The following is a 23,353-nucleotide window of genomic DNA, read 5'->3' as shown; positions in this document are numbered from 1 at the left end:
TCTGGTCACGGACTTGATCTGGGGCAGCCTCGAGCCGGAGCTTACGGTCACGGCGCCGAATGGCTCGCGGCCGCGCCTCCTGCCGCTGCTGGACCGGGAAAACCCGAACTACGTTGGCAAAGCGGGGACATTACCCCTCGCCTTGGAAATGGTGGGGGCAGCGCCGGTATTCGCGAACCCAGGTGCGAACGAGTTGCGGGTGATGGAAGCGCTCTTCCGTGCCTTGTATGCGCCCCGTGCCAAAGCTTCGCGGTTGGGAGACGCACTGGTCCTTGTCAATCCGGACCTTGCAGCTTTGCAGAACCTCCGCGGCTTCACGAACAAGCCCCAGCCGCCAAGCTACCATCGCATTTTTGAGCAATTCGCCGCATTGGGTGGTGCGCCTGGCAGTGGCTCCGCGGCACGCGCTTATTTAGGAGCCTACGCTGGCCAAGCTGCTATCCGCGAGGGCGCAACGGGCCTCCTCGAGTCTGGCCTCTCCAAGTTCTGCTCAGAAGCATTTGAGGCATTCGGACTTGGTTCGCCATGGCCACAGCTGTCACCTTCCGGGCTGCCGCTTGAGGGAAGCCCGATGCCGCTGGCGGGCTACCTTGCAGAGACGCCCTTTGCGTGGTTTTGGTCCAAATGGTCCACGCTGCACGGGCCTGCTGGATGGCGAGACAAGTTGCCGGCCCGCCGTTTTGCTGATTGGCAGGCGAGCATTGCGCGCACAGCACTTGCGATGGGGTACCTCTACGAAGCGAGGGTCTTCCTCCTCATGAAGGAGGCTGTTGCAGCGCTTGCTGCTGGGGGGGCACCTGCAGACGCAGCAGGAACGATCGACTACTACCTGGGAGCCCACCCCCGCCCAGTGCCACTTGGGCGCATCTATGGGAGCGGGACGCCGATCTCGACCAAGGCTTGCGGGCCGTGGATCGAGGGCGTGGTCCGTCAGGGGGTGGCGTTCCGGGCGGCGGCTCGTGAAGCCAAGCTGCATGAGGCGGATTGGGATGATGGACGCCCGCCCGGCGCCGTCTTTGCGGATTGGCTCGGCAGCCTCACTGCACCCGCTGCGCAGGCCCTCCTGGAGGACTCGCAGCCGAGCCCGAGCGACGGCAAGAACTTGCACGAGTTCATCCGGCACCTCCTGAGGCCGCTGGAGGACCGTTCGGATGAGACCGGCTTCGGCGACCGCGCTGACCTATACGGGCTATTGCGGACTAGCACCGCGGGCACTTGGTTCGAGCCCGGTCCGGAGTGGCTTGTACCGGTCACGAGCCTGCTCGCGCGCCGGCCAGGGGGCGACACAACGCTCAACCTCGTCCGGCAGGACCTTGCCCGCCTCGGGCTGGACTGCGAGCGCGATGTCTTGGTCGGGCTCTTGGAAGCATCCGGCCTCACCACTGACAGCCCCGATGCGGACGATGGCCTCGTCGTGCGGTCTGGCTTCTAAGGATAAGCGCCCTTGAGCTTGCTCGGTAAGGCCATTGGTCGGCACCTGGAGAACTACTCGGGCCGGCTTTACGTCGAGTTCCCGGAGCGGATGGGAGCTGCCGCTGCAGCTGTCGCAGACACGATCAACGCGGCTATCCGCGGCGGCGCCGTATTGGTCACCGTGGACGCCGCAAATGCCGGCGAGTTCGCGGCGACCCCAGGTCAGGCGCTCGCATGGCGTACGGACCATAGCCGTGTGTTCGTTTGGGCGGGTACAGATTTCGATCCAGATACCGGTTTCCGCAGCGCGGTAGAGCCTTTCATCTCCCGGAGCTTCCCGGTCGGTTGCCGATGCGACCTCGGCTTGCTGGCGAGGCTGGGCGCGGAGGCGCTGGTGGATCCCACCGACCCCACCATTGCCCCCGCCGTGAAGCAGAACTTCGTGGAAGTGGCCGATGCAGCACTGCGCTTCCTAGAGGGGGCGCTCTCCGAAGCTCCCGACACGCCTAGTGAGCCTGGCATCTTGGGCGTCATCCGGCATTGGGACCGGGCGCTCGACGAGCTCGGGCAGGACCTCGGCGCGATCGACCGCGCGCTCAGGCCATCCGACGCCATGCAGATCTTCTTCCGCTTGGGCCTGCCCGCGCCGCCGTCCGCTTACCAAGGCGTCACGCTGCAAGGCGAACGGTTGTTCAGCTCGGAGGCCGAGGCGCGGGAGCAAGGACAGCGTTGGGCGCGGTGGTGCGCGGAAGCCCTGCCGGACCGCACAGCCCGTGAACAGTTCCAAGCGCGCCTTGAAGCGCGCGCGGGTGCAAGCGGCGGCGGAGCTTGGTCGGGGTTGTCTTGGGGTGCTGAGCATCCGTCTGCGACACCGTTCGAGGCAGTGCGGAGGACGCTCGCATCCGCGGAAGGGCTGCAAGGCTTCACGGGTTTACCAGAGCGCGGAGACGGCGATCCAAAGGCCTGGTGGACGTTGTCTGCTGCGGATGCAGTCCAGGCCGCTGGGCACCAGGCGAAATGGAACTGGCTGCCGACCGAAGGCGGCGATGCAAAGGCGTCCGCGGCGGGTTCAGTGGTGCTTTTGCTGACCGAACGCGCGGCCATTGAGGGCACCAGCCGCGGGAGGGACCTCGTACTCGAGAACGTCACCTTCGACCTCAGCGGTCCTGAGCGAGCGATCCATTTGTCGGACACCCCTCCGCCGGCTGCGGAAGATGGCGACACATGGATCCAGCCCGGAACCCTGGATGTGAAAGGCCAGCGCTTCCAAGTGCGAAGCCCAGCCTTGGTCCTGGAGCAAGGCGTCTTGCGGCTTTCCGTCGGCGTGCGCGCGCCAATCACCGGATCGCCCGGCAAGCCGCAAGTCTGGAACCCCTTTGCCAAGCTCTCCGCGAGCTTCCGCGCGAGCGAGCGCCACAACGGCAACTGGCTGCCGCCCGCCCCAGTGCAGCTGGCGGCGAAGGTGATCGTGCCGAGCCCGTTCTCGCCAACGGTCTACGTGACTGAAGGAGCGAACCAGAAGCCCGTTGAGACCTTCCCGTCGACGGACGTCGGCTTCGCTTTCGACGGCGATGGGTGGGCTCCGGCGGAAACGCGAGACCTCCAGCTGCCCACGAAGGGCGCGGGCACCTGCCTCATTTACCGCGCCACCTTGGCTGCCCCAAATGCGCCCAGCCTCTCTGCCCAGGGTGATGTCGCCGTGGGCGCCCTTCGCTTGGCGGACGGTGTTTTTGGCCCTGTCGAACAGCACCTCAACTTCGCTGAGGGTGATGCCATCGTTTGGGGTGCCTCGGAACTGGCGGTGTTCCGCGCGGCCGAAGGCGAGCTGCTGTCAAGCTCAGGCCTACTCCGGGCCATCCGCCGGGAACAAGGCGGTCGGGTCGATCCCCCAGCCGAAGCGCTGGATGAGATCCGCGGCCTTTATGAGCAGCGGCTTTGCACGCATGTCGGGCGTGTGCTGGCAGATGGCGCCGCATTGGGCCTCGGCCATCTTGTGGTGTCGGCGCGCGGCGCGCCGCCAGCCCAGGATGTCCCTGCATTCGGGGAGGCTAGCCTCGAGGTCTGGCTCGGGGGCGGTGAAGTTCCGCCCTTTAGCGGCGCCCATTTGGCAGCCGTGCAGCACTTGCCGGAGTACCAGGCCTTTGCAGATGCCGCGCAGGAGGTGGCCGGAGCCTACGGCGCCGGCGCAGCGGGGGCCAAGCTGCTATCCGCTTGGTCCTATAGCGGCCTGACGCGTCGCCAAATCGTGGCCTTTTCCGAAGCGCACCGACGCCTTGCCGAAGCCGCCTCCCGGCTCGGCGCGTGGGAGCGCATGTTGGCGCGCTTCCCCTTTTCGATCTTTGTGCTTGAGAGGATCAATCCACAGGCGTCAGCGCTTCGCGTTGCCGCCGTGCTTATGTCGCCAATGCACCCGGCACGCCTCGCATGGGCGTGGGGCGTCGCGCATGCCGCAGCAACAACGACGGAAGCCCAGCTGCCCGCCCGCTTGCTTGAGCTCGCGGAGGGGTGGAACATCCCGTGTTCTACCGGACTGCCGAACCCCGCTGAGGTTGAAGAATTGGCGGTCGCCCAGCCGCTGGAACAGGGGGCCGGCGACACCTTTGCTGCCTGGTCGGGCCTCGTGGCTGTGGTCCAAAGCCAAAGCTCGCCGCCACCGACCTCCCTGCGTGCACCTCTACCCTGGGCTGGGCAGGCCGGGGTCACAGAAGGCGCCTTGAAACGCGCACTGGCAGATTACAAGGCGGTGCACCCCTACGGAGAGACCATCGCGGTCGCGCTGGATGCCCTCCAACCGGTGCCGCGAAGTTCGGCGATCGATGACGCGGTCATCAAGCTGCTCGGCGACGAAGCCGGGGGCGGCTTCCCAGGCGGCGTGGAGGTCTGGGACTCGAAGAGTCGCCAAGGCAGCCCGCCGCGGCGGCAACAACTGCTCAAACGCCGTTCGGAGGGGCAATCCTATCCAGGCTTCACCTGGCGGAGCGTCGCCGAAGATGCACTTCCGCCGCGGGTAGATTTCCGGGTCTTTGAAGCGATCGAGACCACCACAGCGCACGAGCCTAGTCGCGGCCTTGGCGGGTGGGGCCCCTGGCCCTTGCGCCGGTTCGCGGTGACCACCTTCAACGGTGCAACGACCTGGCTTGCTCGAGATCAAGCGATAGCGCCAGGCGTGAATGACGAGTTCGGGTTAGCCGCGCTCCTCAAAGAGATCGAATTCACGCAGGACGGCACGGCCGCCGCTGTGCGGATCCGGATGCCGTCCACGCTAGGACGGGAGCAGAAGGCAAGCCGGTGGACCGTGCTGGGCGACCTCCACCTGCATCCCAGCGTGCTTGCCGAGTACGCCAGCAGGCAAGCGGGGCAACTCCTTTGGGAGTGGCGCACCGGATGGATGGGCATGGGGAGGAGTGCGAGCCCAGGTGAGCGCTCGTACTATGTAACGTCCGAAGTGCCGGCCTCCTTCCGGCGGGGCCTGGCTTCGCGCCAGGCGCTTACCGACGCCCAAGTCGATGAGCTGCTGACTGACCTCGGCCGCCGTGGCATCGGGCTAGCGTCTATGTTCAACGGCGGCCGCCCGCAGGAACGCGGGGCGATGGGCTTCTTCTACGCCTTCCGCTTGTTATTCCCGCCCTCAGGCGCGTCGCCACCAGCCGCATGGCTAAACGACGGCGAAGTGCATGCCGTGCTTCCCGTTGACGCGGTGAACCCGATCCTTGAAGGCTTGGCAGGGCCCGGGCACCACGAGGAAAGCAGGAACCGCGCAGACTTTGTGCTGCTCGTCTTGCGGCTCGCGGACGAACGCCTGGACATCACTGCGGTGCCGATCGAGGTCAAGCACCGCGGGAGCCCGTCCAAACCGTCACCACTCTCCCCAGCGGACGCCGCCCACGCAAGGACGCAGGTCCGCAAGACGCGCGAACTGCTCGAGGCCATTGGCCGGGCTTTTGGGGATCCGGACGCGCCGCCAGTTGCCGCACATGCACGCCGCAACGCGCTGGCGTTGCTGCTGGAGCTTGGCCTCGGCTTGTCTCCCAGGCCACAGCCGGCGGAGGCCACCGCCGAGCTACTGCGTCGAGTGCTTTGGTCGCAGCTTACCTTCCGTGTCGCCACAGGCGCCGTCTTCACCTTCCTGCCGGGCGCCTTCGGCACTCCGCTGCTCGGCGTCTCCGCCTACAGCATCTCGCGGGAGGACTCCGTCTTCCACGTGACGATGGACCCGAAGGCGCTGCCGGGGTTCTTCTGGGACGGCGCGCCGGTGGTGAGCGCCGACGCCCGCGACCAACTGGATGCGGCCCTCCTGCAGCTCGCCACATCTGCAGCTATAGCTGGGGAAGCCGGCACGCCCGACTTCGGCCGGGATGACGCTGGCGAGGAGGGCGGCGGCGCGCCGGCCGCTCCCTCACCGCCCGACGGAAGTGGCGGCAGTGGAGCCGCTGCTGAACTGCCGCAGGACGGTGGAAGCACGCCCGCTGCTGCGGCCGCGCCCAATCCATCAACCGCGGAGGCTGCTCCCGAGGCCAAGGGCACGGAAGCTGAGCCAGAACCTGTTCCGCCACTCCAGGAGATTGCGCCGCGCGCGGTGGCTACAGCTGCAGCGGCAGGCGAGGCGCCCCTCGACGCCACGCCCTCGATCATCGGGAGTTCCGCGGCTTCACGCCGTTGGGCAACGATTGGGAGAAATGAGCGGGGGCACCCCGTCGCCTTGGACCTCGAGCAGACCCATGCGGTCGGCGTGTTCGGGTACATGGGCTCGGGCAAAAGCTACTTCCTGAACACCCTTATTGAAGGGGCTGTCGAGCCGCTCGGGACCGTCAACGCATTGCCCCAGCCGCTCGCGGTGGTGGTGTTCAACTACCGGCAATCTGCGCATGATCGCTTCGAGTATTCATCGCTCTGCTTCCCGAATGACAATCCATCCGACGCCGACGCTTTGCGGGGGTATGGGGTTGCGCCGACCGCGCTACACAATGTCCAAGTCCTAGCGCTGCCGAACCAACTCACGGACCGTCGTCTGGCGGAGTACGGGCCTGCAAGTTCGTCTGAACTTGCCTTCAACCCAGCGAACCTCAGCCTAGAGGACTGGATGTTGTTGATGGGGGAGCCTGGGCACCAGCGCGTGTACGCCCAAACGATCACCGCTGTCCTCAGGGACCTCGAGAAGCAGCGGGTGCCAGTCACCCTCGAAGCAATCGAGGAGGCGCTCCAGGCCGATGACATCCCGGCAGCGAGCCGGAAGGCTGGTGAGCTGCGCCTGCGTTTCCTCCGCGAGTACGTGTCCCAGTCGGAACCGACTGATTTCTCCCAAATCGTGCGCCCTGGCAGCGTCACGGTGTTTGACCTGCGGGCGAACCTCTTCAACAAGCATGACGCATTGAGGTTCTTCCTCGTTTGCGCCAACCAAATTGGCAATCTTCGTGGTTTCAATAAGCTCGTCGTGTTCGATGAAGCCCATGAGTACATGTCGGCAGAGTTCGAGGAGAAGATCTCGTCCCGCATCCGCAATATGCGGCACGAGGGGGCGAGTTATGTCTTCGCGACCCAGGACGTTGAGTCCTTGCCCGACGGGATATTGAAGTTCCTCGACACCGCGTTCGTCTTCGGGATGGGCACGGCTCGGAACCAGGCCGACCTCGCGGCGGCTATTGGCCCGATGCGGGAGCTTGGGGACCGCGTCCTGCGGATCGAGAAAGGCCAATGCTATGCCTGGTGCCAGTCTTCCCAGAGCGGCCTATATGCGGTGCCGCGTAAGCTCAGCATCCGTCCCCGCGTCACCCGGCACGGCGGCGTTACCCAAACGTTCCTGGACTAGGCGGCCCGTTCCTTTTGCGCTCGTGCGAGTTCGCGCGCCACCCTGGCGAGGACGTGCCCCAGCACTTCCGCCAGGAGCGGCGGGGTGGCGTTGCCAACTTGGGTGTACCTTGGGTTCTCGACCTTGCGCAGCTCGCCGCCGGTTGTGAACTTGCCAGCGAACTCGAAGAGGTCTGGGAAGGACTGCAGCCGCGCACACTCCCGTACGCTCAAGACCCTCGGTTCCGAGTAGTGGATAACGTCGTCCGGGATGCTGGTGACGGTCGGCGCAGGCTTCCCTGCGCCGAGCACCCGCACACATTGCTTTTTGAAGCCCAGCTCCGCCTTGAGGTCCTCAGGCAGGTTCATGCCGGTCCGGCCGGTCTCCTGCGCCCAGGCAATCGCCCGGGAAAACTTTGTAACGGTTTCGTCCCGATGGTTCGGGATCCGCATGCTGTTGGGTTGCTCCCCGTCCACCATCATGCGCCGCATGAGCCGCTGGTAGCTCGTCGCAGGCTTGCGGTAGACTGGCTGGAGGAACCCCTTCGTCTCGGGGCATGGCACCATCTCGGCCCCAATGAGCTCCAGGTCGGAGATAGCCTCCTCGGCGCTCACCGCGCGGTCGACCGGCAGGCCGTAATTCTCCCGGGTACGCCGTTGTTGCTGCACGACGGCAGCCCAGAAATCGAACAGCCCGCCCTCAGGCAGTAGGTCCGCCCGGATGCCGAGCAGCAAGAAGCGGGGCCTCAGCTGCGGCACGCCGTAATCGCTTGAGAACTCCACCCGCTTTGTACAGACATAGCCTGCATCTGAGAGCGCGGAGCTGATCACTTCAGAGAAGGTGTTCGCCTCCCCCGACACCTTCACATGGCTCGGCAGGTTGAATCCGCCTCCCTTCTTCAGGAAGGGCAGCTCGATCCCTTTGACGTTCTCGATCAACACCATCTTCGGCTGGATGGCGCGTACGGCGTCCATAAAGGACCAGAACGCATTATTGCGGGGGTCAGAAGCGACGCGGCGCCCGGCAGACGAGAAGCCTTGGCAGGGGGGAGCGCCACTGAGCAGGTCTATAGTGCCGGCAAGCGCCTTCACGACCTTAGGGTTGCGCTCCAGGAAGTCCCCAATCGACATCGGCTCTACGGGGAGGCCCTCGGGCCATTCGAGGTCCCAGCCCTTGCCTGCGTCCACCATGTTCCGCGCAAGGCTGGCGAACGCAAATGCCTCACGCTCGATGCAGGCGACGCCTTCCCAGCCGGCTTGCATGAGTCCGAGCGCCAGGCCGCCGCATCCGGAGAACAAGTCGATGAAACGAGGCCTAGCCATCACACTCCGGGGGCTGCGGGGCTGCTCCAGCCACAAGGGACCCAACATTGCTTTGGGGCAGAATCAGGCGACGCGACAATGGCGTGACCTACGAACGCCCTTGCTTGGCCGTGGCCGGCCCAAGGAATTCGCGCAGCTTGCCCGGTAGGCGTTCGTCGCGGACCTCACATTCCCAAACGACGAAGCAGTCGTAACCCGCTTCACGCAGGCGTTCTTCATTCCGGGCGTCGCGTTCTCGGTTGCGCGCGAATTTGTCACGCCAATAGTCCGGCCGTGTCTTGGGCACGTGCGCCACGCCGCAACCGGGGTGCTGGTGCCAGAAGCAGCCGTGCACGAAAACGACCTTGCGGCGACCTTTGAAAACGATGTCGGGCCGCCCGGGCAGGTCCTTGCGATGCAGGCGGAAGCGGTAGCCCATGGCGAACAACAACTTCCGGAGCAGCAGCTCAGGCCCTGTGTCCCGGCCGCGTATCCGGGCCATGTGCGCACTGCGTGCTTCTGGTGTCAGCGGATCTGCCATGGAGCCCAACCCGGAACCTAGCAGCGTGCGCGCCACGATACGACCCTGAGTCCGTGCGGCCGACCGGCGCCGATCAAAACGCGTTCCATTGCTGGTGCCCGGAAGCTGGCCACGTGCAGCCCAAGCTGGAGCGCCGCTGCGACAAGCCCGGACGCCCCATTGTCGCGGGTGCTTTCTGGCGCACCGCGCCAGACGGCTCCATGGGCCACCTTGCCCGGGGTGGAGGGCACGCCCTCTACGCCGCGCCCGAAACGGCTGCCGCCGTCCTCCACTGCGTTCCGGGGCTTCGCCTGCGGGCGCGCCGCACCCCGGCCGCGAGCGGCCACGGAGCCGCGGCTGGCGCGGCCCCTGAAGAGGACGATCGCAATGGCGACAATCGGGAAGTTTCAACTGCAGGAGGACGGCAGCTTCGTAGGCGAGCTCCGAACACTCACACTGGTCTTGAACCGGGTGGTGTTCCGCCCGCACGCGTCCTCCGCTGCACCGGCGTCGGCCTTCACGGTCTTCGCAGGTCCGGTGGAGGTCGGCGTCGCTGTGCGCAAGACCGGCCTGAGCGGCGAAGAGGTGCTGGCCGTGGAGCTTGACGACCTCAGCTTCGCAGGACCGGCGTCAGCCATGCTGGTCGAACGGCCTGATGGCTGGCATCTGGTCTGGTCCCGGCAACGCGGCTGAGGCTAGGGCGACCGGCGCCTCCTTGAAGGGGCGTCGGTCGAACCGCATGGCTGACGTTTAGCTGCCTAGTTGTGCCGCCGCATCCCCGAGGCTGCGGCGGACCGCCCGTCCGGACTTACCGCCGCTGCCGTGAGGGTGGTTGAGGGCCGTGAGGTTGAGGGCAGGATAGGCTTCTAGGCAGCTTCGTATGACAGCGAAGCCGTCGGCAGTCGCTCGGGCGTGTGACCGCGCCAGGCGGTTTGCGATCGACAACGTGCCCTGCGGTTACCGCCCTGGGCTGGATGCGGGCCTTCACTTGCAAGGCATGTTGCGGCGGGCGACTCTCCCGAAATGAAGACGAGTCTTGACCACCTGCCAGAGGGCAAGCGCCGCGAGCTGTCGCGCGTGGTCCAGCTCCTGTTCGCTGAGTTCGAAGACGTCGTCGCCCACCGACAGATCGCCAGGCGCAAGATGGGGCGGATCCTGAAGATCGTCCTCTTTGGCTCCTACGCCCGTGGCGACTGGGTGGAGGATCGGGTGAGCGGTTATCGCTCCGACTACGACCTGCTGGTGGTGGTGAACCAAGACGAGCTGACCGACGTGGTAGAGTACTGGGCCAAGGCGGACGAGCACCTGCTGCGCGAGTACGAGACCACCCACGCGCTGTCTGCGCCGGCGAACTTCATCGTCCACTCCCTGGCCGACGTGAACAAGCAGCTCGCCCGGGGGCGCCCCTTCTTCACCGACATCGTGCGCGATGGGGTGGCGCTCTACCAGGCCGACCCTGAGCCGCTTGGCAAGCCGCGCGAGCTGTCCGCGGACGAAGCGCGGGTGGAGGCGAAGGCGCACTTCGACGAGTGGCTTCCCAGCGCCGAGCGACGGCTAGAGCTCGGGCTGGAAGCGATGAAGCGGGGCTATTCGAAGGAAGCTGCGTTCGACCTGCACCAGACTGCCGAGCGGCTGTACCACTGCCTGCTGCTGACGCTGACACTCTATAGCCCGAAGTCGCACAAGCTGAACTTCCTGCGCTCCCAGGCCGAGCGTCTGGCGCCGGACCTGATTGCCGCCTGGCCGCGGGGAACGAAGTTCGAGCAGCGCTCCTGGGAGCTGCTGCGCCGGGCCTATGTCGATGCGCGGTACTCACCGCATTTCCGGATCACTTCCGGTGAACTCGCATGGCTCGCCGAACGCATTGCGGTTCTGCACGATCGGGTGCGCTTGGAGTGTGAGCGCGTGCTTAGAGTCAGGTGCTGACTCTTAGTGACGTTCAGAAGGTCTGCTTGGTCGCTTCCGAGTGCTCACCTCTGCTACCCGTCCACCGGGTTTCACTAACATGCGCAAAGGTTAGCTCCTGCGAATGCAGCCGCTGCATCACTTGCGGGGCACGAGTCGCGGTTGTCGCGTGCTGGACGTGGTCCAACACGGCTGTAAGGTCACCGCATTCCTGCCGGGGGGCCGAGATGCAGACTGAGATAATCGCCGCTGCCAATGCGTTGGAGGGGCTCGCTACTGCCATCGCATCATCGTGGACTGATCAGCCCTACCACGCAGCGATGGGCAACCCGTGGACTGTGCCGCCTATCAGCCGAGACGACTTGGCGGGCCGTACACGCAAGCTGTCGGAGCGTCTCAAGTCGCTGCAAGACGATGAACTCGATGCTGATCTCCGACGGAAGCTGAAAAATCTGCCGGAGCAGGTGGCTTGGTTCCAAGGGAATGCGCTTCCGAACCTTGGGGGCAACGTCCTCCCGTTCCTTGCTAGCTTCGAGTCGCTGATGTTGAACGTCGAGCAGTCTCTGCCGACAGAGCGGTTGCCAGACTGGGAGGAGGTACAGCGCTCCAACCTCGTCCCAAGGGAACTCGCCCGCCGTATTCGCAGCCTCGAGGCGGCGCTAACGCGACTCGAGCCTCGAACTGGCGACCTTGAGGAGAAGATCCAGCGAATCGATGAGGCGCACGCTGCGGCCTTGGATCTGCCCACGGATCTGCAGACGCTGACGGAGGCTCGTGCCGAGATCGAGCGGTACGTGTCAGAGGCCAAGCAGGCGGCTGAGGCAGCTGCAGCTGACCAGAACGCAACAGCTCTGAGCAAAGCCTCGATCGCCAAAGAGGAAGAAGCCGCAAAGCAATCGATCCAGAATATCGATGCCGCTTACAGCGCCGCTACTACGGTTGGCTTGGCAGCTGCATTCTCAGAGAGAGCAGCCAGCCTCACTCTCTCCACCCGGTATTGGGTCGGCATGCTGCTCTTGGCCCTGCTCGCAGGAGCCTACCTGGGGGCGCACCGCCTCGCAGAACTACAATCGCTGGCGACCACGACCGGGGTGAAACCGCAATGGCTGTGGATGAACGCCGGCATGTCGCTCCTCGCGATTGCGGCGCCGGTTTGGTTCGCTTGGCTCGCCACGCGCCAAATCGGCCAGCGTTTCCGCCTATCCGAAGACTATGCGTTCAAGGCTTCCGTCGCCCGAGCTTACGAAGGGTATCGGCGCGAAGCTGCACGTCTGGATCCAGAGCTGGAGGCGCGGCTGTTCGCTTCTGCGCTGGACCGTCTCGACGAAGCTCCTTTGCGCTTCATCTCTACCGAGGAGCACGGCAGTCCCTACGAAGCACTGCTCGCTTCCGCGGGGTTCCAGAAGGCCCTTGAGAAGTTCCCCGACCTCCGTGCCACCGTGATTGGCCTTGCCGAAACGGCCGCCCAGCGGAGCAGAGCCGTCGTCAGTGACGGTTCGCCGGGTGCGGGCACGCCTTAGCCACTGGAGCACGCGTTCTCACATGCGGGATGGCGACCGCGTGTTCAGACGTCTCGAAGGCCGCTCGGGACAGGTGCCAAATTCAGCAGGGTTTCCGAATGCCGTACCTCGTCACTGGCGATAATGGGCTCCTTCTCGATGCCCGGCTCGATCTGGAAGGCAGCTCTGTCATCCTGCACAGCCAGGGCGGCTCGACTGGCGGTCGTCCGCCAAGAAACCCGGGGCATGGCCCAGCGCTTCTCGCGATCTGCCGCCGATCCCGCATCGACGATGGCTCGCTTCAGGCGGTGTTGATCGACAGTCAGCCGGCCAGGAAATTGCCGGAAGCCCGTCGGGTCCTCATTCAACGTGATGAGATCACCACACTGGACGGCGATCGGCTGGCCAGGATGGTTCGAAGCCGGTTGCGGCGTTTCGGTCAGGCTGAGGGCGTCCCCGGAGGCCATTCGACCAAGCAGGTGAGGTTCGACTTCAACTTGGACCAGCTCGCCATCGTGCGATTGTTGGGCCTGCGCGAGGGCGAATTCCGCCGAGGCGGTGCGACGCCCATTCCGGAGGTTGGTTTGTTGACGGCAGAGGAACTGCGTCCCGTCACAGCCCTCCAGATCCGCCGCGCCGTGGATCGTCTGCTGGCCGGCGAGGATGCCCTGAACTTCGCCCCCTCGCGAGACTACGACGTGCTACTGCCAACCGGTGAGCGGCTAGCCCCCAAGAAGGTGTTCGGCTTGGCAGTCGAGCAGGCCCTAGGCATCGAGGCGTTCCCTGGGCATTTCAAGGCTGGGTGGAGCGAGCGTTGCTTCAGTGCAATCCTGGAGGCGGGATACGACATCGTCGCCAAGGCGACCGCCTCCGCGGCCGCGCCCACGCCACCCGGGGGTAGTGAGACACCATCGGATCCCGACGAAAAACGATGGGCGGAAGGTAGTCCGCGGCTCGCCCAGCACCTTCGCAACGAGCGACAACGCAGCCGTACCGCTGTCGCAGCCAAGCGCGCCGAGGTGCGGGCTGAGAATGACGGGCGGCTTGCCTGTGAAAACCCGACCTGCACGGCCGACTGGTACGGGATCTTTCCGCTCGCGATTGCCGAAGCGGTGTTCGAAGTCCACCACACCATCCTTGTGAGTGCCATGGACCAGGATCACGAAACGTCACTAGGGGATTTGCAATGCCTCTGCGCGGCCTGCCATCGCGCCGAGCATCGGCGCCTCATGTTGGATGAGAGGGGTCGCCAGGGCCAGTGAGACGGCAGCGAAAGCCTACCTTTGTGACACACAGATGCGCTCCTGGTGCGAGGCGTCCAAAGACCAGGCGGGCTGCTGAGGTCTGCTAATAGGGCAGAAGCCAAAGTCCGCTACTGGCGCGAGGCAGAACGAGCGAGACCTCGAATAAGGAGCGGAGAGCGGCGTCTGAGCGCGGACGAACGCCGGGGACGGTCGGGGTGAAACCATGGAGTGAACATGTCGAGTCTACGCTCTACTGCGCGGGAGAAGTCCGATTGAGGAGCCGATAGGGATGCGCCGAGCGCTGATTGGATTCAGTTCTCCAGCCGGCTACAGCTACAAATGGCAGGCTGCTAAGACGGCTAACGATGGCGGCAGTTCGCCGAACCCCGTGCTGCTCGCTTCGATGGGGCTATTCGTTCTGTACGATGAGCTCTGGTTCGCTTGTGAAAGCCTATGCCCGCAATCCATGCGCACGTTGCCATACGTGCGGTTCGTCGATCGCGAGTGGCCGGGCCTCCACCCGAAAGCTCAAGGACTTGATGAGTTCGTGGAGTCTGTTCGATTTCAGGGCGACGCTTCCATCAATGAAATGTTTGTCGATGGCTATGAGGGCATGCGGCGGTTCTACAGCCCCCGTGGGCTCGTCGACAATCATACGCATGGGCTGCGCTTCTACGACACGGGCCTGAGTGGCAATTGTGGTCCGCGGCAGTTGGCTACCGACATCTGGCTCGTGGCGCACTTGCGTCACCTGAACCTCAATCTGGTGCTCAACCCGGTCACGGCTCGCTACGCGTTCGGGGGCGAGGCCTCTCCCGGTGAAGGGCTGGATCGGGCGGAGTACGACGCCCTCAGAGTCGCCGAAGCGGTTGTCTCGCTTCGGAGCCTGTACGATATTGCCGGTCGTAAGGGGCCGTATCACCCTTGTGTGGAAGAGTTGCGGGACGATCGTTCGATCGTCGCGTTCCGTCGCTGGCTGGTGGACAAGTCCGGCACCTTCAACAACCGCGAACTGCGCGATATAGAAGAAGAGATTGACGCGCGAGTTCGTGAGTTCACCGTCAACGCGCTCCAGCAACATGCCGGCCGTCGTAGCTTGAAGGCTGTCGCCGTCGATTTGATCAAGGATCAAGTGGGCTCCGCGCTTGGGATCCCGTTTCGAGTGCTGGAGTACCTTGGGGGGCTTGGCTCAGCTCGGCAAGAGGCGGCGTACGCCTTCATCGGCAAGGCCCGTCTGCGCCAGCCATAGTCTCGCTAGCTTCGCTGAGGTGCCTGGCTGAACGTCTGTCGGGCATCGAAAGTCAGGTGGAGCACATGAGTTGCGCAGGCATTCCGATGTTGTCGAGCTGGCGCAGCGACGCACAGCGAGGCAGTTATTGCGCTCGCCACGGGAAAGTGGACCAGAGAACAGCGAGCGCTCGAGACCTTCGCCGCCGCTGCTGAGCTATCAGTCCACTTCCGATTGGCTTAGATGAGCGCACAACTTCCGCGTACCCGGATTCTCCCTCTTGTTGTAGGGGAAATCAAAAAGATCCAGGAATAGTTGCTCAATGTATTTGGCAACTCGATTGCAAAGTTCCACATGAGTCACATATATGAGCATCTCTTCGTGCATTCTTTTTGTTCTCCAGTGACTGATTAGCCTCCGAAGAATCTTCCCCTTACCCACATAGAGTGCACGCATGTGGAACATCTCGTGCGTTGCGCAGTAGTCATCCTTGTGCCAAAGTATGTAAAGTCCATCGTTTTCGGTCCAACCGTCCAGGTGATGGTCGCCAAGACTCCGATCTTGATACCAGCCAATACCTGACCGAACGATGTCATTTAGGCGCATCGGCGAACGCAATTCCGACGAGGCGATCCGGTCAAACTCAGTGTCGAGTTGGCCGCAGGTGCATGTGCATTGTCCGAAGCAAGCTGGCGTCATGATTTACCGACGATCAAGGGCCTGGTCACCGTTGCGGAGCACAGCAGGGTCCGCGAGACGGGCAGGGCCAAACTCGATGACGCACGCATGCCAGCGGGCGAATGTCCGCTTCCTGAGCCCGACTGAATGACCGCTATTGGCGCAAAGCTGCGCAACTAGCCAGCATAAGCATAGGGTCTTCCAATGCTGGGAGTGGCGAGGAGGCGATCCCCAGGACGCACGGTTGACGCTGATGATCTGCACCGCAGGTAGCGGAGATTGGAGGCGAAGGGGCTGCCGGTTCGCGGCGCAGCGTAGGGTTGCGCGTGCGCTTGCGACTGCGGCGCGGCTAGGGTGGGCCAATCTACCACGAAAGGTCACCCGATGTTCGATGAGCTGCCTTTTCCGGCCCGCTTCCTCCGCACGGCGGAAGCCGGTCGCTTCCTAGGCCTGTCCGGCCGAACTCTCGAGAAGCATCGGATGTACGGGACCGGTCCTGCGTACCGGAAGATCGGCGGTCGTGTGGTCTACGGTGTGGAAGACCTGCAGGCCTGGGCGGAGCGCGCGCGCCAGACCTCCACGCACGACGTGAGGATGGTCCAGCCGGCGCTTCGGGCCGAGCCCCGGTCGTTCAGGAGTGTCCGTAACGGCCGGCGGGTCGGCCCGGCCTAGGCGACCCGTGCGGCCGCGATGGCGTGCAGCGCTTCCGGTCGCAGGTGCGTGTAGCGCCGCAGCATCTTCCAATCTTTGTGGCCGGTAACGAGTGAGACCTGCTCGATCGTGAAACCGGCCTCGAAGAGACGACTTGTTCCTTCATGGCGCAGGTCGTGGAAGTGCAGGTCCTCGATCTGCAGTTCACGGCATGCGCGGGTGAAGGCCGCCCCTGCTGACTTGTGGCAGTAGGGGAAGATCCGATCGTGTTCGTTCCCGCGGCAAGCCCGCTGCTCTTCGATCAGCGCCATGGCGTCGAAGCCCGAGACGGCGAGGAGGGGGATCCGCTGGTCGTTGCCCTTCTTGGCCCGCGGATCCTTGCGGTCGCGGATGGTGAGCATACGGGTGCGCACGTTCAGGTCCGGCCAGGTCACCTTGCAGATCTCCTCCTGACGCATCGCGGTCGCCACGGCGAAGCGGACGATCCGGCTCATGGGAATGATCTGTCGTGGATTGTCGTCGAAGTAGGTCGTCAGACGCTCGATCTCCTCGTCAGTCGGTCGGCGATCCCGTTCGTTACTCTTGCCCACCAGGCCGAGTCGCTTGAGCGCGATGCGCGCCAGCTCCACCTGCTCGACTGACACGGCAAGCCCGTGGACCGCGGCGGCGTGGGAGACCACGAGGCGGATCGCCCCGATGTCCATGCTCACGGTGACCGGACCGGCGCCTTCCGCGGCGCGCTTGCGGCCGAACTTCACCAGACGCTCGCGATCGAGCTCCTCCAGCCCGAGATCGCCCAACTCGCGACGGAGCATCGCGAGGGTGGCGTCCTTAGAACGGCCGGGCGCGCGCCCCACCTCCTTCATGTCCGCAACGTGAAGATCGATGAGTTCGCTGAACGTCCTCAGTCGCTTGACGCGCGACGGAGGCGGGATCAGCCCGCGGTCGATGCTGCGTTCCGCCTCGGTGGCCCAGGCGCGTGCGTCCTCGCGTCGGAGGAACGTCTCGCTTACATAGCGTCCCTTGCGGCGCACCTGCGCGCGCCAGGATCCGGAAGCGAGCTTTGTGAAGGTAGCCATTTTCGTGTGCGCTCCGTGTGCACCGAGAGGTCGAAAAGCCGCGAAAGACCCCGTGCGAATGCGTAAGATCGGATGCGCTCGGTGTCCGCTAACTCGTTGAGACTATAAGAAAAGTGCAGGAATTTCAAGCGCATAGGCTAGCCGTTGCACCTATGATGGACTGGACGGACCGGCATTGCCGGGCTCTGCACCGGACGCTGTCGGCGCGGGCGCTGCTCTATACCGAGATGGTGACCACCGGGGCCGTGCTGCATGGCGACCGGGAGAAGCTGCTGGGCTTGGATGCGGTGGAGCATCCGGTGGCGCTGCAGCTGGGCGGGTCCGAGCCGGCGGAGCTGGCGGTCGCGGCGCGGATCGGCGAGGCCTGGGGCTATGACGAGATCAACCTCAATGTCGGCTGTCCGTCCGACCGGGTGCAGTCGGGGCGGTTCGGCGCGTGCCTGATGCGTGAGCCGGCGCTGGTGGCCGAGTGCATGGCCGCCATCGGCGAGGCGGTGCAGGTTCCCGCCACCGTGAAGTGCCGGATCGGCGTCGACGAGCAGGAGCCCCAGGAGAGCCTCTTCGAGCTGGTGGACCGCTGCGCCGCCGTCGGCGTGCGCCACTTCGTGGTCCACGCCCGCAAGGCCTGGCTGAAGGGGCTGTCGCCGAAGGAGAACCGGGACATCCCGCGGCTCGACTATCCGCTGGTCTGGCGGCTGAAGGCCGAGCGGCCGGAGCTGACCATCGTCATCAACGGCGGCGTGGGCTCGCTGGCCGAGGCCGAGGAACACCTGCGCCACGTGGACGGGGTGATGCTGGGGCGCGCGGCCTATCACACGCCAGCCATTCTGGGCGAAGCCGACGCCCGCATCTTCGGCGAGGCGGGGGCGGCGACGGTGGACTGCTTCGAAGCGGTGCGGCGCTACCGGCCATACCTGGAGGCGCGGCTGGCCGAGGGCGTGCACCTGGCCGCCATGACCCGGCACATGCTGGGCCTGTTCCACGGCCTGCCGGGCGCCCGGGCGTGGCGGCGGATCCTGACGGTGGAGGGCGTCAAGCCAGGCGCCGGGATCGAGGTCGTCGACCGCGCGCTCGCGGCGATCTCAGGGCTGCAGGAACAGCGCCTGGCGCGTGGCCTGGAAGCTGGAGAGGCGGCCTAGGTAGGTCATCCCGAGGAGGGAGGAGTCGAGGCCCTTCTCCATCACCAGGGCGTCGACGTTCTCCACCCGGGCGCCGTCCACTGACACCGCGGCGAGCTTGATCGAGGCGGCGCGCGTCTGGCCGGCGGCGGTGCCCACGGTGTAGTCGAACTTCAGCTGATCGAGCTTGACGCCGAGCCGCTGGGCGTCGGCGGGGGTGAGCGCCACGGCGGTGGCGCCGGTGTCCACCAGGAAGCGCACCCGGGCGCCATTCACCTCGGCGTCGGCCCAGTAGTGCCCGTCGGCGGCCTTGGGGATCTCGGCGCGTGGGCCGGCGCCGGCTTCCGGCTGGGCGGCGATGACCACCGGCGCCTCGGCGCGGGCGGCGCGCAGCGCCGGCGGCTTGGGCGCGAAGGCCACCACGGCGCCGGCCGAGGCGAAGGCCGAGGCCGAGGCCACGAAGGCCACCAGGGCATACCTGACGAGGTTGGACACCCGCTCGTTCATCCGCTCCGCAGCCCGTAAGGCCAGTCCCGAGCCGCGAAGGTTAAGAACGATGCGTTGTTAAGGGATGAACGGCGCCGGTCAGCGGAACATGGCCAGCTTCTCGGGCCGGATGCGGCTGCGGCGGGACGGCAGCTCGGCCATGATCCGCTCGCGCTCGTCGTCCGGGAGCCTGGCCCAGCCGGCCACCTCGTGCAGCTGGCGATAGCAGCCCATGCACAGCCCGCTCTCGCCGTCGACCACGCAGACCTTGATGCAGGGAGTCTTGATCGCCTTGGGCGGGCCGGGCGGCTGGCTCATGAGGCGCCTTTCGGGAGGGGCAGGGCGTAGGTGACGTTGGCCTGGGCGGCGAGCCGGTCGGGGCTCTCGGTCCAGATGCGCACGTCGCAGACCGCGCTGCGGCGGCCCAGGTGCAGCAGCTCGGCCTCGGCGTGCAGGTCGCCGGGCTTGGCCCCGCGCAGGAAGTTCATGGTCAGCTGCGAGGTCACCGCCATCAGCTGCTCGCCCACGTGGGCCAGGATCAGGGCGTAGGCGCCGGTGTCAGCCAGCCCCATCAGGTTCGGGCCCGAGATCAGGCCGCCGGGCCGCAGCATGCCCTCTCCGTAGCGACGCACCAGCGTGGCGCGGCCGGGCGCCAGGTCCACCACCTTGGCCATGGCGTCGGCGTGGGCGTCGGGGAAGGCGCGCAGCATCAGCGCGTTCACCGCGTCCGCCGTCATCTGAAGCTCGAACCGGCCCATGCCCTTTCATGCCGCGGGTCTGCGAACATTACAAACTGTTTATGGTCGCAAGTAACATGGACGTATCATTGCAGAAGTTTAATCCGAATCTACTCAACATTGCGGCTTGTTCATTTGAAGTAATCGCGCCCCGGCGGCAGTTTCAGCTCAGGAAGTTTCTGAGGGAGATCTGAAATGAAAGCCGCCGCCATCGCTCTCGCCGCCCTGGGTCTGGCCGCCGCCGCGGGCGCGGCGAGCGCCGCCGAGCGCGCCACGGACCTCGATTACATGAAGGCCAGCCGCTGCAAGGGCATCGCCGAGACCATCGGCTCGGTGGACACCGCCGGCCTCGACAGCTTCCTCAAGGAACAGAAGAAGGGCCGGCAGAGCTTCGTGCTCGAGCGCGCCAACACCGAGTTCGACAAGGCCCGCCGCGAGGCCAAGAGCGCCGACCGCCGCGAGCGCCTCAGCGCCGAGCTGTCCGGCGCCTGCGTGGCCTACATGGCCGGCGCGGAAAAGGCCGTCGCCGCCCGCTGATCCCTCCGCCTGTCCCAACCAGGCATTGCGCGCCGCTTCCCCCGGAGCGGCGCGCTTTTTCTTGCGCGCCGCCGCGCCGGAACCCACCCTGCTGGCCAAGCTTTTGTTGATCTTCAAAGGCCGCAGTGCGGCGGCGGCCGCCAGGGAGCGTGATGTCGGTCCTAAGACCCGGGGATACCTGCTGGCGGACGGCGCGGGCCGACCGCGCCGCCTTCCTGATCGACAACCAGGCCTATTTCGCCGCGGTGTTCGACGCCCTGCAGAAGGCGCGCCGCTCCGTGCTGCTGCTGGGCTGGGGGTTCGACCCGCGGACCCGGCTGTTCCCTGACGGCTACGACGGGCCCGACGACCCGGACGAGGTCGGGCGCATCCTGGTGGAGCTGGCCTGCGCCCGGCCCGAGCTCGACGTCCGCCTGCTGATCTGGAAGTCGGCCCTGCCGATCAGCGCCAGCCAGGAGTTCTTCCCGCACAAGGCGCGCAAGTGGTTCGAGAACACGCCGGTGAAGTTCCGCCTGGACGACCAGGTGCCGTTCGGCGCCTGCCACCACCAGAAGGTGCTGGTGATCGACGACCGGCTGGCCTTCTGCGGCGGCGGCGACATCAGCGTGGACCGCTGGGACACGCCGCACCACCGTGACGACGATCCCCGCCGCATCATGCCGGGCCAGGACCTGCACCCGCCCCGGCACGAGGTCATGATGATGGTCGACGGAGACGCCGCGGCCGCACTCGGCGACCTGTTCCGCGAGCGCTGGCGCCGCGCGCCGAAAGGGGCGGGCAGCGACGAGCTGTCGCCGCCGCCCGACGCCGGCGGCGACCCGTGGCCGGACCATGTGCCGCCCGCCCTGACCCAGGTGGACATCGCCATCTCGCGCACCCTGCCGGCTTGGAAGGGACGGCCGCTGGTCGAGGAGATCCGCAAGCTGAACCTCGCCGCCATCGCCGAGGCCCGCGACATCATCTACCTGGAGAACCAGTACTTCACCTCGCCGCTGATCTGCGAGGCCCTGGCCGCCCGCCTGGCCGAGCCCGACGGCCCCGAGGTGGTGCTGATCTCCACCGGCAAGGCGCCCAGCTGGTTCGACCAGATGACCATGGACCGCGCGCGGGGCACCATGATCTGGCGGCTGCGCGCCGCCGACGTGTTCGGCCGCTTCCGCGCCTTCTATCCCACCACGCCGGGCGGCGACGTGATCATCGTCCACTCCAAGGTCTGCGTGATCGACGACCGCATCGCTCGCGTGGGCTCCGCCAACCTCAACAACCGCTCAGGCGGCTTCGACACCGAGTGCGAGCTGTCCCTCGAGTGCGAGGCGCCGGAGGCCCGCATGGTGATCTCGGCCTTCCGCGACCGCCTGGTCGGCCACTTCATGGGCGTCACCGGAGACGCCGTCAGCAAGGCCCGGGCCGAGTACGGCGGGCTCGGCCGGGCGATCGACACGCTCAACCGCGAGGGGCGCCTCGCGCCAATCGAGCCGCCGATGATGACCGGGGTGGGCGAGTTCATCGCCGCCTATCACATCGGCGACCCCTCCGACACCGCCGACTCCTGGCGGCTCGCCAAGCGCCGCGAGCGGCTGTTCCAGGAAGCCCGGCGCGTCGCCGAGGCGGGATCGGCCGCCGAGGCCGAGTCGGTCACCCGCGAGATCCGGCGATCGTGAAATCCATCACCAGCGGCAGGTGGTCGGAGGCCACCCGCCACGGCGGGTCGAAGGGCACGAAGACGTCCTGCACGACGATCTCCCGGCTGACGAAGATGTGGTCGATGCGCAGCACCGGCAGGGGCGAGGGGAAGGTGGCTGTGGGCGTCTTCTTCGGCGCCAGCCGCCGCGCCGGCTCGAGCTTGGCCGCCAGGGTGCGGTAGACCACCGAAGTCGCCGTGGCGTTGAAGTCGCCCAGCAGGATCCGCGGCCCGGCGAAGCGGGGATGCTCCAGCCACGACGGTCCGGCCAGGCAGGCCGCCTGCACCTGCTGCTCCTTCGGCACCAGGCCGAGGTGGGTGTTGATCACCTGCACCGGCGAGCCTTCGATCTCGGCCTCGATCCACAGGGCGCCGCGCGGCTCCAGCTGGGCGATGCGTGGATGACCGGGCAGGGGACCCGTCTGGATCAGGGTCTCGGGATAGGCGGTGAGGATGGCGTCGCCGTACAGCTCCTCCTCCACGCGCATGGCCGGGTGGAAATGGCCGACCATGCGCAGCCGCTCGGCGATCTCGTGCGCCTGGTCGACATGGTTGGTTCGCGCCCGCCCGACGTCTAGCTCCTGCAGGGCGACAATGTCCGGCTGGAGCGTGGCCAGCACGTCGGCGATCCTCGGCACGTCCAGCCGACGGTCATTCCCGACGCAGCGGTGCACATTGTAGGTCACGATCCGGGGCATGGGGCGCGGAGGTTTCGCGCGTCTCAAATGCGAAGGCAAGGCGCGGCCGTGGCCCTGGAGGGCTTCCAATCCGCCCGCGGAGGATGCGAAGCTCGCGTCTTTGCCACCGCAGGAGGCGTCGTTCATGCCCGCCGCCGCCCTCGCCCTGCTGCTTATGCAGGCCGCCCCTCCAGAGGCCGACCCCTCGTTCTGGGTGAAGCGGCCGAACTTCGACGCCCTGCGCCCTCACTTCCCGCAGCAGGCGCTGGAGGCCGGCGTGGAGGGCGGGGCGCTGGTCGCCTGCGAGGTGGCGGGCGACGGCCGGCTGCGCAAATGCGCGGTGGAGCGGGAGGACCCGCCGGGCTACGGCCTGGGCGAGGCGGCCCTGAAGGCGACGCCGTTCTTCCAGGCCAGGCCGGGGGCCGCCGGCGCCAAGGTGCGCCTGCCGATCGGCTTCCGCATCAACCCCAAGGACGCCTTCATCTCGGTCAAGGCGGAGGGCGGGTGGAAGGTGCTCCAGCAGCCCTGGGATTGGGAGCGGCTCTATCCCCTTAAGGCGCGCCAGCAGAAGGTGTCCGGGGAGGCGAGGGTGGAGTGCCGCCCGAACGAGAAGCGCCGGATCATCTGCACGGTCCTGGCGGAGACGCCCGAGGGGCAGGGCTTCGGCAAGGCCGCCCTGGACCTGCAGGGCAAGCTGCTGATGGCGCCTCCGCCGGGCGCCACCGAGAAGGTGGTTCGCATGACCGTGAAGTTCCGGCCGCCAAGGGCTGAGTGACGTTGACGTAAGCGTCATCTTCCCAAGCCGGTCCCTGCG

The 23,353-nt window shown here is 66.1% G+C and carries 19 protein-coding genes; 12 read left to right on the top strand and 7 right to left on the bottom strand.

Annotated elements, in window-relative coordinates; all coding sequences use genetic code 11:
• Positions 1-13: 13 nt before the first annotated feature.
• Together VIL67_RS08680 and VIL67_RS08675 are read left to right on the top strand one after the other, a co-directional pair.
• Positions 14-1,432, top strand: a complete 1,419-nt coding sequence (locus tag VIL67_RS08680) for a hypothetical protein (protein ID WP_332048479.1) — start codon at positions 14-16, stop codon at positions 1,430-1,432.
• A 12-nt stretch (positions 1,433-1,444) separates the two neighbouring features.
• The gene (locus VIL67_RS08675; RefSeq protein WP_332048478.1) at positions 1,445-7,219 is read left to right on the top strand and encodes a helicase HerA domain-containing protein; all 5,775 of its coding nucleotides are present in this window, start codon (positions 1,445-1,447) and stop codon (positions 7,217-7,219) included.
• On the opposite strand, the gene VIL67_RS08670 is transcribed toward VIL67_RS08675, so the two are convergent.
• Together VIL67_RS08670 and VIL67_RS08665 are read right to left on the bottom strand one after the other, a co-directional pair.
• Entirely contained in the window at positions 7,216-8,520 is a 1,305-nt protein-coding gene (locus tag VIL67_RS08670) for a DNA cytosine methyltransferase (protein WP_332048477.1), read from the bottom strand. The genes VIL67_RS08675 and VIL67_RS08670 overlap by 4 nt on opposite strands.
• Positions 8,521-8,608: 88 nt before the next feature.
• Positions 8,609-9,076 carry a very short patch repair endonuclease gene (locus VIL67_RS08665; RefSeq protein ID WP_332048476.1) on the bottom strand — a complete coding sequence of 156 codons (468 nt, stop codon included), beginning with the start codon at positions 9,074-9,076 and terminating at the stop codon, positions 8,609-8,611.
• 330 nt (positions 9,077-9,406) lie between these two features.
• Between VIL67_RS08665 and VIL67_RS08660 the strand changes: the two genes are divergently transcribed.
• From VIL67_RS08660 to VIL67_RS08635, 6 genes are all read left to right on the top strand, one after another.
• Positions 9,407-9,712, top strand: coding sequence for a DUF736 domain-containing protein (locus VIL67_RS08660; protein WP_332048475.1), 306 nt, complete (start codon positions 9,407-9,409; stop codon positions 9,710-9,712).
• 330 nt (positions 9,713-10,042) lie between these two features.
• Positions 10,043-10,945 carry a HEPN domain-containing protein gene (locus VIL67_RS08655; RefSeq protein WP_332048474.1) on the top strand — a complete coding sequence of 301 codons (903 nt, stop codon included), beginning with the start codon at positions 10,043-10,045 and terminating at the stop codon, positions 10,943-10,945.
• A gap of 206 nt (positions 10,946-11,151) precedes the next feature.
• The gene (locus VIL67_RS08650; protein WP_332048473.1) at positions 11,152-12,444 is read left to right on the top strand and encodes a hypothetical protein; all 1,293 of its coding nucleotides are present in this window, start codon (positions 11,152-11,154) and stop codon (positions 12,442-12,444) included.
• A gap of 98 nt (positions 12,445-12,542) precedes the next feature.
• Entirely contained in the window at positions 12,543-13,685 is a 1,143-nt protein-coding gene (locus VIL67_RS08645; protein WP_332048472.1) for an HNH endonuclease, read from the top strand.
• 271 nt (positions 13,686-13,956) lie between these two features.
• Positions 13,957-14,916, top strand: coding sequence for a hypothetical protein (locus VIL67_RS08640; RefSeq protein ID WP_332048471.1), 960 nt, complete (start codon positions 13,957-13,959; stop codon positions 14,914-14,916).
• Between the two features lie 1,137 nt (positions 14,917-16,053).
• Entirely contained in the window at positions 16,054-16,245 is a 192-nt protein-coding gene (locus tag VIL67_RS08635; RefSeq protein ID WP_473964807.1) for a hypothetical protein, read from the top strand.
• Here the strand turns inward: VIL67_RS08635 and VIL67_RS08630 are convergent.
• A complete protein-coding gene (locus tag VIL67_RS08630) occupies positions 16,242-17,303 on the bottom strand; it encodes a tyrosine-type recombinase/integrase (protein ID WP_332048469.1) in 1,062 nt (353 codons plus the stop codon). The two genes, VIL67_RS08635 and VIL67_RS08630, sit on opposite strands and share 4 nt — an antisense overlap.
• Positions 17,304-17,407: 104 nt before the next feature.
• On the opposite strand from VIL67_RS08630, the gene dusA reads away from it, so the two are divergent.
• On the top strand, positions 17,408-18,442 hold the full coding sequence (gene dusA / locus VIL67_RS08625; RefSeq protein WP_332048964.1) for a tRNA dihydrouridine(20/20a) synthase DusA: 1,035 nt from the start codon (positions 17,408-17,410) through the stop codon (positions 18,440-18,442).
• Here the strand turns inward: dusA and VIL67_RS08620 are convergent.
• The 3 genes from VIL67_RS08620 to VIL67_RS08610 all read right to left on the bottom strand — a co-directional run bounded on the left by VIL67_RS08620 (position 18,386) and on the right by VIL67_RS08610 (position 19,665).
• Positions 18,386-18,928, bottom strand: coding sequence for a TIGR02281 family clan AA aspartic protease (locus VIL67_RS08620; protein WP_332048468.1), 543 nt, complete (start codon positions 18,926-18,928; stop codon positions 18,386-18,388). The two genes, dusA and VIL67_RS08620, sit on opposite strands and share 57 nt — an antisense overlap.
• A gap of 78 nt (positions 18,929-19,006) precedes the next feature.
• Positions 19,007-19,225 carry a DUF1289 domain-containing protein gene (locus VIL67_RS08615; protein WP_332048467.1) on the bottom strand — a complete coding sequence of 73 codons (219 nt, stop codon included), beginning with the start codon at positions 19,223-19,225 and terminating at the stop codon, positions 19,007-19,009.
• Complete coding sequence (locus VIL67_RS08610; RefSeq protein ID WP_332048466.1) at positions 19,222-19,665, bottom strand: PaaI family thioesterase; 444 nt, start codon at positions 19,663-19,665, stop codon at positions 19,222-19,224. Before VIL67_RS08610 ends, VIL67_RS08615 begins: the two co-directional genes overlap by 4 nt.
• 174 nt (positions 19,666-19,839) lie before the next feature.
• Between VIL67_RS08610 and VIL67_RS08605 the strand changes: the two genes are divergently transcribed.
• Together VIL67_RS08605 and VIL67_RS08600 are read left to right on the top strand one after the other, a co-directional pair.
• Positions 19,840-20,181 carry a hypothetical protein gene (locus VIL67_RS08605; protein WP_332048465.1) on the top strand — a complete coding sequence of 114 codons (342 nt, stop codon included), beginning with the start codon at positions 19,840-19,842 and terminating at the stop codon, positions 20,179-20,181.
• Between the two features lie 152 nt (positions 20,182-20,333).
• Entirely contained in the window at positions 20,334-21,842 is a 1,509-nt protein-coding gene (locus tag VIL67_RS08600) for a phospholipase D-like domain-containing protein (protein WP_332048464.1), read from the top strand.
• On the opposite strand, the gene VIL67_RS08595 is transcribed toward VIL67_RS08600, so the two are convergent.
• Entirely contained in the window at positions 21,817-22,560 is a 744-nt protein-coding gene (locus VIL67_RS08595) for an endonuclease/exonuclease/phosphatase family protein (RefSeq protein WP_332048463.1), read from the bottom strand. The genes VIL67_RS08600 and VIL67_RS08595 overlap by 26 nt on opposite strands.
• A 124-nt stretch (positions 22,561-22,684) precedes the next feature.
• On the opposite strand from VIL67_RS08595, the gene VIL67_RS08590 reads away from it, so the two are divergent.
• Positions 22,685-23,314: an energy transducer TonB family protein gene (locus tag VIL67_RS08590; RefSeq protein WP_332048462.1), complete on the top strand. Its 630-nt coding sequence runs from the start codon at positions 22,685-22,687 to the stop codon at positions 23,312-23,314.
• Positions 23,315-23,353 lie beyond the last annotated feature (39 nt).

It is taken from the genome of Phenylobacterium sp. (genome assembly GCF_036563385.1).
In the GTDB taxonomy this organism is placed as follows: domain Bacteria; phylum Pseudomonadota; class Alphaproteobacteria; order Caulobacterales; family Caulobacteraceae; genus Phenylobacterium.
This window is presented reverse-complemented; position numbering and strand designations above follow the sequence as displayed.

What these genes read in the sequence shown, in the direction of transcription:
- VIL67_RS08630 (WP_332048469.1), bottom strand. Translation starts at nt 17,303, where the DNA reads ATGGCTACCTTCACAAAGCTCGCTTCCGGATCCTGGCGCGCGCAGGTG.
- VIL67_RS08635 (WP_473964807.1), top strand. Translation starts at nt 16,054, where the DNA reads ATGTACGGGACCGGTCCTGCGTACCGGAAGATCGGCGGTCGTGTGGTC.
- VIL67_RS08640 (WP_332048471.1), top strand. Translation starts at nt 13,957, where the DNA reads ATGCGCCGAGCGCTGATTGGATTCAGTTCTCCAGCCGGCTACAGCTAC.
- VIL67_RS08645 (WP_332048472.1), top strand. Translation starts at nt 12,543, where the DNA reads ATGCCGTACCTCGTCACTGGCGATAATGGGCTCCTTCTCGATGCCCGG.
- VIL67_RS08620 (WP_332048468.1), bottom strand. Translation starts at nt 18,928, where the DNA reads ATGAACGAGCGGGTGTCCAACCTCGTCAGGTATGCCCTGGTGGCCTTC.
- VIL67_RS08590 (WP_332048462.1), top strand. Translation starts at nt 22,685, where the DNA reads ATGCCCGCCGCCGCCCTCGCCCTGCTGCTTATGCAGGCCGCCCCTCCA.
- VIL67_RS08670 (WP_332048477.1), bottom strand. Translation starts at nt 8,520, where the DNA reads ATGGCTAGGCCTCGTTTCATCGACTTGTTCTCCGGATGCGGCGGCCTG.
- VIL67_RS08600 (WP_332048464.1), top strand. Translation starts at nt 20,334, where the DNA reads ATGTCGGTCCTAAGACCCGGGGATACCTGCTGGCGGACGGCGCGGGCC.
- VIL67_RS08660 (WP_332048475.1), top strand. Translation starts at nt 9,407, where the DNA reads ATGGCGACAATCGGGAAGTTTCAACTGCAGGAGGACGGCAGCTTCGTA.
- VIL67_RS08615 (WP_332048467.1), bottom strand. Translation starts at nt 19,225, where the DNA reads ATGAGCCAGCCGCCCGGCCCGCCCAAGGCGATCAAGACTCCCTGCATC.
- VIL67_RS08655 (WP_332048474.1), top strand. Translation starts at nt 10,043, where the DNA reads ATGAAGACGAGTCTTGACCACCTGCCAGAGGGCAAGCGCCGCGAGCTG.
- VIL67_RS08650 (WP_332048473.1), top strand. Translation starts at nt 11,152, where the DNA reads ATGCAGACTGAGATAATCGCCGCTGCCAATGCGTTGGAGGGGCTCGCT.
- VIL67_RS08610 (WP_332048466.1), bottom strand. Translation starts at nt 19,665, where the DNA reads ATGGGCCGGTTCGAGCTTCAGATGACGGCGGACGCGGTGAACGCGCTG.
- VIL67_RS08605 (WP_332048465.1), top strand. Translation starts at nt 19,840, where the DNA reads ATGAAAGCCGCCGCCATCGCTCTCGCCGCCCTGGGTCTGGCCGCCGCC.
- VIL67_RS08595 (WP_332048463.1), bottom strand. Translation starts at nt 22,560, where the DNA reads ATGCCCCGGATCGTGACCTACAATGTGCACCGCTGCGTCGGGAATGAC.